This is a genomic window from Rhizobium sp. 268 (assembly GCF_036571585.1).
In the GTDB taxonomy this organism is placed as follows: Bacteria; Pseudomonadota; Alphaproteobacteria; order Rhizobiales; family Rhizobiaceae; genus Rhizobium; species Rhizobium redzepovicii.
The window spans coordinates 60,257-73,277 of record NZ_JAPPSO010000004.1 but is presented as its reverse complement, the minus strand read 5'-3'; the positions used below and the strand labels follow the sequence as shown (position 1 = coordinate 73,277).

At 62.3% G+C, this 13,021-nt stretch carries 11 protein-coding genes and 1 pseudogene; 9 read left to right on the top strand and 3 right to left on the bottom strand.

Annotated elements, in window-relative coordinates; translation table 11 throughout:
• Positions 1–66 precede the first annotated feature (66 nt).
• The 9 genes from OS035_RS09075 (at position 67) to OS035_RS09035 (ending at position 9,872) form a co-directional block, all read left to right on the top strand.
• On the top strand, positions 67–2,103 hold the full coding sequence (locus tag OS035_RS09075; RefSeq protein WP_179867168.1) for an FUSC family protein: 2,037 nt from the start codon (positions 67–69) through the stop codon (positions 2,101–2,103).
• A 4-nt stretch (positions 2,104–2,107) separates the two neighbouring features.
• A complete protein-coding gene (locus OS035_RS09070; RefSeq protein WP_097628591.1) occupies positions 2,108–2,938 on the top strand; it encodes an RNA methyltransferase in 831 nt (276 codons plus the stop codon).
• Positions 2,919–3,719 (top strand): glutamate racemase, encoded by an 801-nt coding sequence (gene murI / locus OS035_RS09065; protein WP_097628592.1) that lies wholly within the window; start codon positions 2,919–2,921, stop codon positions 3,717–3,719. The genes OS035_RS09070 and murI overlap by 20 nt, the downstream gene beginning before the upstream one ends.
• 127 nt (positions 3,720–3,846) lie before the next feature.
• Complete coding sequence (locus OS035_RS09060; RefSeq protein ID WP_097628593.1) at positions 3,847–5,358, top strand: ATP-binding protein; 1,512 nt, start codon at positions 3,847–3,849, stop codon at positions 5,356–5,358.
• 225 nt (positions 5,359–5,583) lie between these two features.
• Positions 5,584–6,201 carry a 30S ribosomal protein S4 gene (gene rpsD / locus OS035_RS09055; RefSeq protein WP_004676212.1) on the top strand — a complete coding sequence of 206 codons (618 nt, stop codon included), beginning with the start codon at positions 5,584–5,586 and terminating at the stop codon, positions 6,199–6,201.
• 72 nt (positions 6,202–6,273) lie between these two features.
• Positions 6,274–7,203, top strand: coding sequence for a glutaminase (locus OS035_RS09050; RefSeq protein ID WP_097628594.1), 930 nt, complete (start codon positions 6,274–6,276; stop codon positions 7,201–7,203).
• Between the two features lie 57 nt (positions 7,204–7,260).
• Positions 7,261–8,133, top strand: coding sequence for a tRNA 2-thiocytidine(32) synthetase TtcA (ttcA, locus tag OS035_RS09045; protein WP_331813622.1), 873 nt, complete (start codon positions 7,261–7,263; stop codon positions 8,131–8,133).
• 46 nt (positions 8,134–8,179) lie between these two features.
• Positions 8,180–9,007 carry an inositol monophosphatase family protein gene (locus OS035_RS09040; protein WP_097628596.1) on the top strand — a complete coding sequence of 276 codons (828 nt, stop codon included), beginning with the start codon at positions 8,180–8,182 and terminating at the stop codon, positions 9,005–9,007.
• A gap of 40 nt (positions 9,008–9,047) precedes the next feature.
• Positions 9,048–9,872 carry an inositol monophosphatase family protein gene (locus OS035_RS09035; protein WP_097628597.1) on the top strand — a complete coding sequence of 275 codons (825 nt, stop codon included), beginning with the start codon at positions 9,048–9,050 and terminating at the stop codon, positions 9,870–9,872.
• 94 nt (positions 9,873–9,966) lie between these two features.
• On the opposite strand, the pseudogene OS035_RS09030 reads toward OS035_RS09035, so the two are convergent.
• The 3 genes and pseudogenes from OS035_RS09030 to OS035_RS09020 all read right to left on the bottom strand — a co-directional run bounded on the left by OS035_RS09030 (position 9,967) and on the right by OS035_RS09020 (position 13,004).
• Positions 9,967–10,442, bottom strand: a pseudogene (locus tag OS035_RS09030) (GNAT family N-acetyltransferase).
• 40 nt (positions 10,443–10,482) lie between these two features.
• Entirely contained in the window at positions 10,483–11,763 is a 1,281-nt protein-coding gene (locus OS035_RS09025; protein ID WP_097628598.1) for a multidrug effflux MFS transporter, read from the bottom strand.
• A gap of 35 nt (positions 11,764–11,798) precedes the next feature.
• Positions 11,799–13,004 carry a multidrug effflux MFS transporter gene (locus OS035_RS09020; RefSeq protein ID WP_331813621.1) on the bottom strand — a complete coding sequence of 402 codons (1,206 nt, stop codon included), beginning with the start codon at positions 13,002–13,004 and terminating at the stop codon, positions 11,799–11,801.
• Positions 13,005–13,021: the final 17 nt, after the last annotated feature.

Sequence of the window (13,021 nt, the reverse complement as noted above, 5' to 3'; positions counted from 1 at the left end):
GATCGCGGGCGATTTGCTTCGCCCGGCATGGCATTATCTGTCGATCCTTCCGCGGCATGAGGAGGCCTGCATTTGTTTTCCGGTTTTCAGGCTCGCGACTGGCTGCTTGCCAATGATCCGGCGCTTTCGCGTCTGCGCATGGCCCTGCGGGTGACGCTGACGATCGTTTTCTCCTTTTTGGTCCTTCTTGCCATCCACATGCTCATCCTGTCGTTGCCGACCGCGGCCTTTGGCCTCGGCATTGTGCTGTCGATCGAAGGCGGCGTGGCGGTGCGCGACAAGGGCAATTCCCGCCAGTTGGTGACGCGGCTCTTCGGCTGTGTGGCAAGCCTCGCCGTCGTCGGCATTGCCGCGGGGCTCGAGGATCGCCGCTTTCTCTCCGATCTCGTCTTCCTGGTGGTGATCGCGCTCGCATCGGCGGGACGGGTGTTCGGGCCGCGCGGTTTTGCCATCGGCATGTTCGCCTTCACCTCCTATTTCATGGGCGCCTATTTCCGGCCTCCGCTTGCCGAGCTGCCTGAAGTGGCGATCGGCCCTGTCGTCGCGGTGCTCGTCGGCCATCTGGTCAGGGCGGTTCTGCTGCCCGACGATTGGCGGCGCGATCTGTTGCGTTCGCTCGAAAGCGTCAGGGGTCGGATCAACCAGATCCTCTTCAAGCTCGCCGCCATCGCCGGCGGCGCCGAGATCGGCGAAGCCGACCGGCAGGAACTGCGCCAGCTGGAAGACCGGCTGAAGGAAGTGGTGCTGATGGCGGAGACCTTCATCCCGCGCCCGCCGGCCGGTGTTTTCGACGGCGCCGCCGACCCAGCCGCCGAACTGGCGATCCGGCTTTTCGACGCTCATCTTGCCGCCGAGAGCGCGATCGTGCTGAGCTTCCAGAGCCCGCCGCCTTTTGCGCTCGTCCATGCCGTTATCGAGGCGGATACGGCGGAAGTTGCAAGATTTGAAGGGATGGCCGACGCCATCAGGGATCAGCCGCAGGGAGAAACCCTGCGGGCCCTTCTCTGGCTCGGCGAGGCGCGGCAGCAGTTGACGCAGGCGATCGGCGAGGGGCAGGCCTCCGGTTTCTCCGAGATCGACGCGATCAAGGATACGGCGCAATCCCAGGCGATCGACTTTTCTTTCGCCAATCCTCTGCTGCGTTCGGCACTGCAGATCACCATCGCGTCGGCGATCGCCATGAGCTTCGGCCTGCTCTTGTCACGCGAACGCTGGTTCTGGGCGGTGCTTGCTTCCTTCCTCGTCTTTACCAACACCAATTCGCGCGGCGACACTGCGATGAGGGCGCTGTCGCGCTCGCTCGGCACCGTGTTCGGGATTGCCATCGGCCTTGTGCTGGCAACGCTGATTTCAGGCGAGCCCGATATTGCCATTCCGGTTGCCGCCGTCTGTATCTTCCTCGCCTTCTATTTCCTGCAGGTTTCCTATGCGACGATGACCTTCTTCATCTCGATCGTGCTCTGCCTGGTCTACGGCATGACGGGCGTGCTGACGCTCGATCTGTTGAAGCTGCGCATCGGCGAGACCATGATTGGGGCTGCGGCCGGAACGGCGGTCGCCTTCATCGTCTTTCCGACACGCACGCGTGGCGCGCTCGATTCCGCGCTTGCCCGCTGGTTCCAGGCGCTGCGCGACCTGCTCGGGGCGCTTAGCGAGGGTAAGAGCGGTTTCGAGCTGATGGCGCTGTCACAGAAGATCGATGCCTGCTACCGCGACGTGACGGTGGCGGCGCGGCCGCTCGGCTCGTCGTGGTCGGTGGTGACGCGGCCGGGCCAGATCCGCCAGACGCTGGCGATCTTCCTGTCCTGCACCTATTGGGCGCGTATCCTGGCAAAGAATTATCAAGCGCCGGCCGCCGACACTCTGAAAGGGCTGATTGCGGCGGATCTGGCGCTGATCGACGATGCTGCCCCGCGCGGATCCAGCTGCTTCCTGATCAAGCGCAAGGCATCGCGGACGACAGGACGACACCTGCCGCTGTCGCGCGAGGGCGCCAGGCTCGGGCTCGAAATGATCGGTTCGGCGCTGGAAAGGCTCTATCCGCAGGCCGACGTCTTGCCGTTTGCGACGGGCGAGGCTATTGCGCGCTCGAAACAAGGATAAGACCATGGCAGGCACGAACAGCGAGCGTCAACTTCTGGCCGAGGGGCCGGCCGTCATTCTGGTCGAGCCGCAGATGGGCGAGAATATCGGCATGGTGGCGCGCGCCATGGCGAATTTCGGCTTGGCAGAACTGCGCCTCGTCAATCCGCGTGACGGCTGGCCGAACGAAAAGGCGCTGGCGACCGCCTCCAAGGCCGATCATGTGATCGCGGCAACGAAGGTCTACGACACGCTGGAGCAGGCGGTCGCCGATCTCAACTTCGTCTATGCGACGACGGCACGCGAGCGCGACGGTTATAAGCCGGTGCGCTCCCCGGTCATCGCCGCCGAGATGCTGAGGGCGAAATTCCGTGCGGGCGAGGGCACCGGCATTCTCTTCGGGCGCGAGCGCTGGGGGTTGACCAATGAGGAAGTGGCGCTGGCCGACGAGATCGTCACCTTTCCCGTCAATCCGGCCTTTGCCTCGCTGAATATCGCCCAGGCCGTGCTGCTGATGTCCTATGAATGGATGAAGTCCGGCATGGAGGATATTGGCGCCGTGCCCTTCCAGGCGATCGGGCAGACACCCTCGACCAAGGAGCAGTTGTTCGGCCTGTTCGATCAGCTGGAAGAGGCGCTCGATGCGCGCGGTTATTTCCATCCTGCCGGGAAAAAGCCCAAAATGGTCGACAATCTGCGTGCAGTTCTATCCCGCCGGGCTTTCACGGAGCAGGAAATCAGCGTGTTGCGCGGCGTCATCTCATCTCTCGACCGCTTCTCGCGCAAGAGCCCGCGCGGCGGCAGGTTCCCGACACCGGCCAAGGAAACACCGCCAGATGACAGCGACGACGCGTGAGCTGAAACCTATCCTTCTCTTTGATTCCGGCATCGGCGGGCTGACCGTCTTGCGCGAGGCGCGCGTCTTGATGCCGGAGCGCGGCTTCATCTATGTCGCCGACGATGCTGGTTTTCCCTATGGCGGCTGGGAGGAACAGGCGCTGAAGGAGCGGGTTATCGGGCTCTTCGCCAAGCTGCTGGCGGATTATGACCCTGAAGTGTGCATCATCGCCTGCAATACCGCCTTCACTCTGGTCGGCGCCGACCTGCGCGCCGCCTTTCCCCAGATGACCTTTGTCGGCACCGTGCCGGCGATCAAGCCGGCGGCGGAGCGCACGCGCTCAGGTCTGGTCTCGGTGCTCGCGACGCCCGGCACGGTAAGGCGGGCCTATACGCGCGATCTCATCCAATCCTTCGCGCAGCAATGCCATGTCCGCCTCGTCGGCTCTGAGAACCTCGCGCGCATGGCCGAAGCCTATATCCGCGGCGACGCCGTCTCCGATGACGCCGTGCTTGCCGAAATCGACCAGTGTTTCGTCGAGAGGGACGGCCAGAAGACCGATATCGTCGTGCTGGCCTGCACCCATTATCCCTTCATGGCCAATCTGTTCCGGCGGATTGCCCCGTGGCCGGTCGATTGGCTCGATCCGGCCGAAGCAATCGCACGGCGCGCCCGCACGCTGGTTCCGCTGGTTGCCGATGCCGTGCATCCCGACAATTTCGACTTCGCCGTGTTTACCTCAGGCCAGCAGGATTTCGCGACGCGGCGGCTGATGCAGGGATTCGGCCTGAGGGCTTGAGGGAATTGTCCTGTGGGTTGGCAAAATCCGGCCCTGAACATCAGCAGATTCTTTGATAGACGGGGCGTTGCCGTTTCGGAAGAATGGCGTTTCGTTCATGTGAGTCTCTTCGTCGCGAGGATCGGCATTGCAAGTTGGCATCGATATGGGATTGGCGTCCGGCAGCCCGGCGACGCTCGATATCGAGGAGCTGCTGGCGACCCGTCTGCTCGTGCAGGGTAATTCCGGATCGGGGAAGTCGCATCTCTTGCGCCGTCTGCTCGAGCAATCGGCGCAATGGGTGCAGCAGGTCATCATCGATCCCGAGGGTGATTTCGTCACCCTCAGCGACAGGTTCGGCCATATCGTCGTCGACGGCGAACGCACCGAGGCGGAGTTGGCTGGTATTGCCAACCGCATTCGCCAGCATCGCGTTTCCTGCGTGCTGACGCTGGAAGGACTCGACATCGAGCAGCAGATGCGTGCCGCTGCCGCCTTCCTCAACGGCATGTTCGATGCCGACCGCGAATACTGGTATCCCGTTCTTGTCGTCGTCGATGAAGCGCAGATGTTTGCGCCGTCCGTCGGTGGCGACGTCTCGGAAGATGCGCGCAAGATGTCGCTGGGCGCGATGACCAATCTGATGTGCCGCGGCCGCAAGCGCGGGCTTGCCGGCGTCATTGCCACGCAGCGTCTCGCCAAACTCGCCAAGAACGTCGCGGCCGAGGCCTCGAACTTCCTGATGGGCCGTACCTTCCTCGATATCGACATGGCGCGCGCTGCCGACCTGCTCGGCATGGACCGGCGCCAGGCGGAGATGTTTAGAGACCTGAAGCGCGGCAATTTCGTCGCCCTCGGCCCGGCGCTGTCGCGTCGGCCGCTTCCAATCCAGATCGGCGCGGTGGAAACCTCAGCGCGCTCCTCCAGCCCGAAGCTGATGCCGCTGCCGGATGCGCCGCAGGATGTCGAGGATCTGATCTTCACGCCCGATCCGGAAGAATTCCAGCGTCCGCTCGTGCGCCGCGCGCCGCCGGCGCCGCGGCCGACCACCGATATACTGGCGGAGCTCTCACGCTCGACGCCGGCGGCGTCACCCGCATCTGTCGAGGCGAGGGCGAGCCAGATGGAGGTCTCCGCCGAGGAGCGGGAAGAGCGCCTCGCAGGCGTGCTTGCCGAAATCCTCGACGATCCCACCTCCGCCTTCCGTACCGATTCGGTACTCTACCAGGACTTTCTCGTGCGGCTGCGCATGCGCCGCGTGCCGGGACCGCCGATCGCGCTGCCGGATTTTCGACGGCGTGTGGCGATCTCCCGCTCCGGTGTCGATACCGCGACAGCGGCGACCGACGAGTGGGCGACGGCGCTGTCGCTGTCATCTGGCGTTACCGACGACCTGCAGGGTGTGTTCCTGATGCTCGCCAAGGCTGCCGCCTGCGGTGAGCCGTGCCCGTCGGACGCCCGCATCGCCCGCGCCTATGGCACCCACTCGGCGCGGCGCGCGCGGCGCCTGCTCGGTTATTTCGAGGAGCAGGGGATCGTCGTCGTCCACACGGATTTCTCCGGCAAACGCATCGTGGCATTCCCCGACATGAATTGCCAGACCGCGCCGGGCGACGCGAATGCGCCCGATACGGGTGATCAGCCGCTGGCTGCGGAATAGTGGCGCTTTCGGGCTTTGGCGCAGTTGACATTTTCATGACGGGCCTCTAAAGACCGCGCCAAGCACCGGGCAGCAATGTCCGGTGTTTCATTTGACATGTCCCGTGGATCGTTTCTGTTCGCGTAACCGGAACATCCTGTCAGATCTCGGCAGAGATCAGAGGAGGGCGTGTTTCCTTTGCGCGGTTTGGCAACAAACCGGCATAAACCTTTGAAAGGAAATACGATGAGCAAGCGCGAATCGTCCAAGTACAAAATTGACCGCCGTATGGGCGAAAACATCTGGGGCCGTCCGAAGTCCCCGGTGAACCGCCGCGAATATGGCCCGGGCCAGCACGGCCAGCGCCGCAAGGGCAAGCTTTCGGACTTCGGTGTGCAGCTGCGCGCCAAGCAGAAGCTCAAGGGCTACTACGGCGACCTGCGCGAAAAGCAGTTCCGCGCGATCTTCGCTGAAGCCGACCGCCGCAAGGGCGACACGTCTGAAAACCTGATCGGCCTGCTGGAATCGCGCCTCGACGCGATCGTCTATCGCGCCAAGTTCGTTCCGACGGTCTTTGCTGCCCGTCAGTTCGTCAACCATGGCCACGTCACCGTCAACGGCGTGCGCGTCAACATCGGTTCTTACCGCTGCAAGGCTGGCGACGTTATCGAAGTTCGCGAGAAGTCGAAGCAGCTGGTGACCGTTCTGGAAGCCGTCAGCCTCGCTGAGCGCGACGTTCCTGATTATATCGAAGTCGATCACAACAAGATGGTCGCTACTTTCGGCCGCGTCCCGACGCTCAGCGACGTTCCGTTCCCGGTCGTCATGGAACCGCATCTGGTCGTCGAATTCTATTCGCGTTAATAAGAACCAGGCGTTTTCGCTTATGGAAAAGCCGCTCTTTCGGGCGGCTTTTTTGTTATCCGGAGAGAAGCGATGGCGGATCTGCAGGCAATCCTCGATAGTATCCATACCGATATCCTGCCGCGCATCGGCGAGGGTAAGGTCGCCGACTATATTCCCGAGCTTGCCAAGGTCGATCCACGGCAGTTCGGCATGGCGATCGTCACCGTCGACGGCAAGGTCTACCGTGTCGGCGATGCGGACATTGCCTTCTCGATCCAGAGCATCTCCAAGGTCTTCATGCTGACCTTGGCGCTCGGCAAGGTCGGCGAGGGTCTTTGGAAGCGCGTCGGGCGAGAACCGTCAGGATCGGCGTTCAATTCCATCGTCCAGCTCGAGCATGAGAGCGGCATCCCGCGCAATCCCTTCATCAATGCCGGCGCGATCGCCGTCAGCGATGTCGTCATGGCCGGCCACGCGCCGCGTGAAGCGATCGGCGAATTGTTGCGCTTCGTGCGTTATCTCGCCGATGACGAATCGATCACCATCGACGACAAGGTGGCGCGTTCGGAAACGCAGACGGGATATCGGAATGTCGCGCTTGCCAACTTCATGCGCGCCTACCGCAATCTCGATCACCCGGTCGACCACGTGCTCGGCGTCTATTTTCATCAATGCGCGCTGTCGATGAGCTGCGAACAGCTGGCCCGCGCCGGGCTGTTCCTCGCAGCGCGCGGCAGCAATCCGATGACCGGCCATTCCGTCGTGTCTCCGAAGCGGGCGCGGCGCATCAATGCGCTGATGCTGACCTGCGGCCATTACGACGGCTCAGGCGATTTCGCCTATCATGTCGGCCTGCCCGGCAAGAGCGGTGTGGGCGGCGGCATCTTCGCGGTTGCGCCGGGCATTGCCTCGATCGCTGTCTGGTCGCCGGGCTTGAACAAGGTCGGCAACTCGCAGCTCGGCGCCGTAGCGCTGGAAATGCTGGCGGCGCGTACCGGCTGGTCGGTTTTCGGCGATTGACGCTGTGTTGGCCAACTCGTTTCTGCTAAGGCAGACAGACCTCGATGGGACGACGCAATGAATATCGCAGCCAATATTGCGAATGATCTGGAAAACGGCGAAGCCAACGGCCGCGTCGGCCATGCGCTGTTTGCCGATGCGCCGCACTCGGTCTCCTTCAACAAGCTGCGCAAGCGGCTGCTCAGGCAGGTGCGCCAGGCCTTCGACGATTTCGATATGCTGAAGGGACAGAAGCGCTGGCTGGTCGGCCTTTCCGGCGGCAAGGATTCCTACGGGCTGCTGGCGCTGCTGCTCGACCTGCAATGGCGCGGGCTGCTGCCGGTCGAACTCATTGCCTGCAATCTCGATCAGGGCCAGCCGAACTTTCCCAAACATGTGCTGCCGGATTATCTTACAAGCATCGGCGTGCCGCACCGCATCGAGTATCGGGATACCTATTCGATCGTGAAGGAGAAGGTGCCGGAAGGTGCGACCTATTGCTCGCTCTGTTCGCGGCTGCGGCGCGGCAATCTCTATCGCGTCGCCCGGGAAGAGGGCTGCGATGCGCTGGTGCTTGGCCACCACCGCGAGGACATTCTCGAAACCTTCTTCATGAACTTCTTCCACGGCGGACGGCTAGCCTCCATGCCGGCGAAGCTTTTGAACGATGAGGGCGACCTTATGGTGCTTCGCCCGCTTGCCTATGCTGCCGAGGACGACCTCGCTAAGTTCGCCGTTGCCATGCAGTTTCCGATCATTCCCTGCGATCTCTGCGGCTCGCAGGATGGGCTGCAGCGCAATGCAATGAAGGATATGCTTGCCGATATCGAGCGGCGCATGCCGGGGCGCAAGGACACGATGCTGCGGGCGCTTTCGCATGTGAACCCGTCGCATCTGCTCGATCCGAAACTCTTCGACTTTTCCACCCTTGGTGTCACCGATCCTTCATGAAAGTCCGGCTAAGCAGCTGGCTATTGGATGAAGCGCAGGAATTCGCATGACCATTGCAGATCAGGATATTCTCTTTCTCGGCGATTGCGTGAAGGAGGCGGCGCGCGTGGAAATCTTGCCGCGTTTCCGCAATCTCGGCACTGCCGACGTTTCGGAAAAGACCTCGGCAATCGACGTGGTGACGCAGGCGGATTTGCTCGCCGAACACAGGATTACCGCGGCGCTGAAAGAGCGCTTTCCCGCAGCCCTCGTCGTCGGCGAGGAAGCCTATGACGCCGACCGGTCCGTCGTGCCGGCCCTTGCCGATGCCGAGCTCGCCTTCGTCATCGATCCTGTGGACGGCACCTTCAATTTCGCCGCCGGACTTCCGGTCTTCGGGACGATGCTGGCGGTCACCATCAGGGGCGAGACGGTCGCCGGCATCATACATGATCCCGTCCTTGGCGATACAGTGACGGCGATCAAGGGAGCGGGCGCTTTCCTGACGCGGCAGGACGGGCAATCGAACAGACTGAGGGTGGCGGAGCCCGCCTCCTTGAGCCAGATGGTCGGCGGCATCTCTTGGGGTCATATGGATGACCCGGATCGCTCGCGCATCGCAGCCAACATGGCGAAGATCAAAATGACCTTCGCTTTCAACTGCTCGGCCTATGAATATTGGATGGTCGCCTCCGGCAAGCTGCATTTCATCGGCCATGCGAAGCTGATGCCCTGGGATCACCTGGCTGGCGTGCTCGCACATCAGGAGGCGGGTGGCCATACGGCGAAATTCGACGGCACGCCTTATCGCCCCGGTGAGACGACGGGCGGCATCATCTCCGCACCCGACAGGGAAAGCTGGCAGCTGATCCGCCGCGAGATCATCGGCATCTGATTTAGCTCCTCACTAAGAGGCCGGACCGAAAGGATTTGACATGACTGCGACTGTCGACGTGACCGTTCTTGCCGACCTGTTGCGCCGCGCGGCGAAGACGGAAATCCTGCCGCGCTTCCGCCGGCTCGGCCAGGACGAGGTGCGCGCCAAGAGCGAGGCGACCGATCTCGTCACCGAGGCCGATGAGCAGGCCGAGCGGATGATCAAGGCGGAAGCGGAGCGGCTCTGGCCGCAGGCGCTGTTCCTCGGCGAAGAATCGGTCGCAGCCGAGCCCGCATTGCTCGGCAGGCTCGCAGATGCAGATCTCGCCATCGTCGTCGACCCGGTCGACGGCACGTTCAATTTCGCCGCCGGCATCCCGGCCTTCGGCGTCATGGCCTCAGTCATTTCAGGTGGCGAGACGATTGCCGGCATCATCTACGATCCGATGGGCGATGATTGGGTGATGGCGGAAAAGGGCGCCGGCGCCTGGCTGCGGCGGCCGGATGGCGAAGCACGGCGGCTGCGCGCGGCAGAGCCTGTCGCGCTCGACCAGATGGTCGGCATGGCCTCGACAGGCTACCTGCCGCAGGAGAAGCGTGCCGAGATCCTCGGCAATCTCGCCAAGGTGCGTTTTCTCACCAACTACCGCTGTGCGGCCCATGAATACCGCACCCTTGCGGGCGGCCATGTGCATTACCTCATATACAACAAGTTGATGCCCTGGGATCATCTGGCCGGCACGCTGATCTCGCAGGAGGCCGGCGCCTATGTCGCGCGTTTCGACGGTTCTCCGTACCTGCCGCACCATCTCGATGGCGGGCTGCTGGTTGCGCCCGACAAGGCCTCATGGGAGCTGCTGCGCCGTGAGGTCGTCACGGTCTGAAGGCGTGCAACCGGCCGCAGGACGCTGATTTTGCTGAGGCAGCCTGCGACGGGGACTGCCGGCTTCGTTCGATGACGCGTATCGGTGGCTCACCCTATTCCGCGTAGAGCTTTTCCATAAGGAAATTCTCCAGGCTTTGCCCACGTTTCTCGACGGTTTGCCTGGCTATCACACGGAAACCCTTGCGTTCGAAAAACGGGCGGGCGGTTCTGCTGGCTTCCGTATAAATTCGCTTGAAGCCGAGCTTCAGAGCTTGCTCCTCCACCCTGCTTAAGAGGAGGCTTGCTATTCGGAGTCCCTGGAACTCAGGTGGACGAACATCATGTCCAGACATCCGTCGCCGGTCAGATCGGAAAAGCCCACCGGCACTCCATCGATTTCCGCGACCTAGGCTGGCCTGCTTATCCTTCGCTCCGCCCAAAGACCGCGATCTTCGACCTTTGCCCAAGCTTCGATTTGAGCAGGCGAATAGTCTTTCGACGAGACCTCCCGGATGGCGCGCAGAAAGATCTCAATCGTCGCGTCCGCGTCGCTTGGCGCGTAAGGCCTGATCAGAACCGGGTCGTTCATCGTCATGCCTTTCGCGCACTGCCTAAGATAGTTGTCACCGTCAGAAGTGGGCGGCACCCGGATCCAATTGTGGGCTATCGCCCGGGTGGGTGAAGAGCTTGCCGTTTTCAGCCCAGAGGGTGGCGGCGATCGTCACCACCCCGAACAGCGCAAAGCCGCCGAAGAGGGGCTGGACCGTGCCGTTGAACATCTGGCCGACCAGGCCGCCGAGAATGGCTCCGAATGTTGTTGAGACGAAGCCGGTGACGGCGGTGGCGGTGCCGGCGAGATTGCCCATAGGTTCAAGGCTGATGGCGGTGAAATTGGTGGCGATGACGGCAAACATCATCAGCACGATGGTGAAGATGCTGTAGGCGACGGCGAAGTCCGGTTTGGCGGCCAGCGAAATGAAGAAGCCGACAGCCGACAGCGCCGTGAAGATCAGCAAAGCGGCGTGCGAGATGCGGCGCATGCCGAATTTGCGGACGAAGAAGCCGTTGGCGAAATTGGCAACGGCGATGCCGCCGGCGGTCGCCGCAAAGGCGATCGGCAGCCAGTCGCCGAGGCCATAGACCTCGCCGAAAACCTGCTGCACCGAAATCACATAGGCGCTGATGACGCCGGTGAACATCGTGAGGCCGATCATGTAGCCGCAGGTGATGCGGTTGGTAAGCACGGTCTTGAAGCCGTCGACGACGGAACCGACCGACAGCGGCAGGCGCTCTTCCGGCGGCAGCGATTCCTTCAGCCGCAGAAGGGCCCAGACGAACAGGATGGTGGCGGTGACGCCGAGCAGGATGAAGATCCAGTGCCAGTTGGCATAAAGGATGATGAGCTGGCCGACGGAAGGGGCGACGATCGGCACGATCATGAAGACGATCATGACATAGGACATGACACGGGCCATCTCGCGGCCGCCGAAACAATCGCGGACGATGGCCATCGTGGTGATGCGCACCGCCGCACCACCCACACCCTGAACGAAACGCATGATGAGCAGCATTTCGAAGCTGCCGGTTGCTGCGGCGGCAAACATGCCGATCACGTAGCAAACCAGGCCGCCGAGCAGGATGTTGCGGCGGCCGAACGTATCCGACAGGCTGCCGAAGAATATCTGCGAAACGCCGAAGCCGAGAAAAAACACGCCGATGATCAGCTGCGCGTCATTGGTATTGGTGACGCCGAGGGAATGGCCGATATTGGGCAATGCCGGCAGCATGCTGTCGATGGCCATGGCGATGCTGGCGGTCATGATGGCGATGGTGACGACGAACTCGCCGAAACCCATGCCGATGCGACGGGAGCCCTGGTTTTCCTGGTGCGGCTTATGCGGCGGCGTCATGTGGTGAAATCCTGGATGCGGAGGAGGTCGGCCGTTCAGACGGCAGGATTCTGCTGTTGGAAGAGGCGGCCCTTTTCGGCGATCAGCACGACGATCAGCCCGATGATCGATACGATGAAATAACCGGCGACCATCGGCAGCGCAGTGCCATCGAAAGCCTGGCCGATGCCGGCGCCGATGAGGGCGCCGCCGACCGTGCTCATGAAGCCGAGGACAGAAGAGGCGGTGCCGGCGACGTGGCCGAGCGGCTCCATGGCGAGCGAGTTGAAGTTCGAGCCGATCCAGCCGAACTGGAACATGGCAATGCCGAAGAAGGAGATGAACAGAGCGAAAGGCATCGGCTCGGAACTCGCCATCTGGACGATCAGCCAGATGGTGTTGATGGTGATGAAACCGATGAGCGAGCCGTGCGACAGGCGGCGCATGCCCAGCTTGCCGACGAAGCGTGAGTTGAAAAAGGACGACAGCGACATGAAGATCGCCACGCCGGCAAAGGCGAAGGGGAAATAGACGCCGAGATCGTAGATGCCGACATAGACCTGCTGGGCCGAATTGATGAAGCCGAACAGCGCGCCGAAGATGAAGGTGCTGGCGATGGTGTAGCAAAGCGCGATGCGATTGGTCAGCACCAGCTTGAAAGCGCCGAAGATCGAGCGGGCGGTGAAGGGGCGGACATTGGTGGGATGCAGGGTTTCCGGCAGGCGAAGATAGGCCCAGACGGCGATACCAGTCGCCATGGCGGCGATGAAGAGGAAGATCAGGTGCCAGTTGCCGAAGAACATGACGATCTGGCCGGTGCCTGGTGCAATCACCGGCACGATCATGAAGACCATCATGATCAGCGACATGACTTCGGCCATCTGCCGGCCGCCATAGATGTCGCGGACAATGGAGACGGTGATGACGCGGGTTGCCGCCGAACCGACGCCCTGGACGAAGCGCAGGGCAAGCAAGCCTGCGAAGGAGGGGACGAAAACGATACTGATGGCGGAGAGAATGTAGATGACGAGACCGATCAACAGCGGCGTGCGGCGACCGAAGCGGTCAGACAGCGGGCCGTAGAACAACTGGGCGCAGCCGAAGCCGAGCAGATAGGTTGAGACAACGAACTGGCGATGATTTTCGCTCTCGACGCCGAGGCTCGCACCGATCTGCTGCAGAGCCGGCAGCATGATGTCGATCGCCAGAGAGTTGACGGCCATCAGGAAGGCAGCGAGCGCGATAAATTCTCGCTTGCCCATGGGCAAGCGGCCCGCGG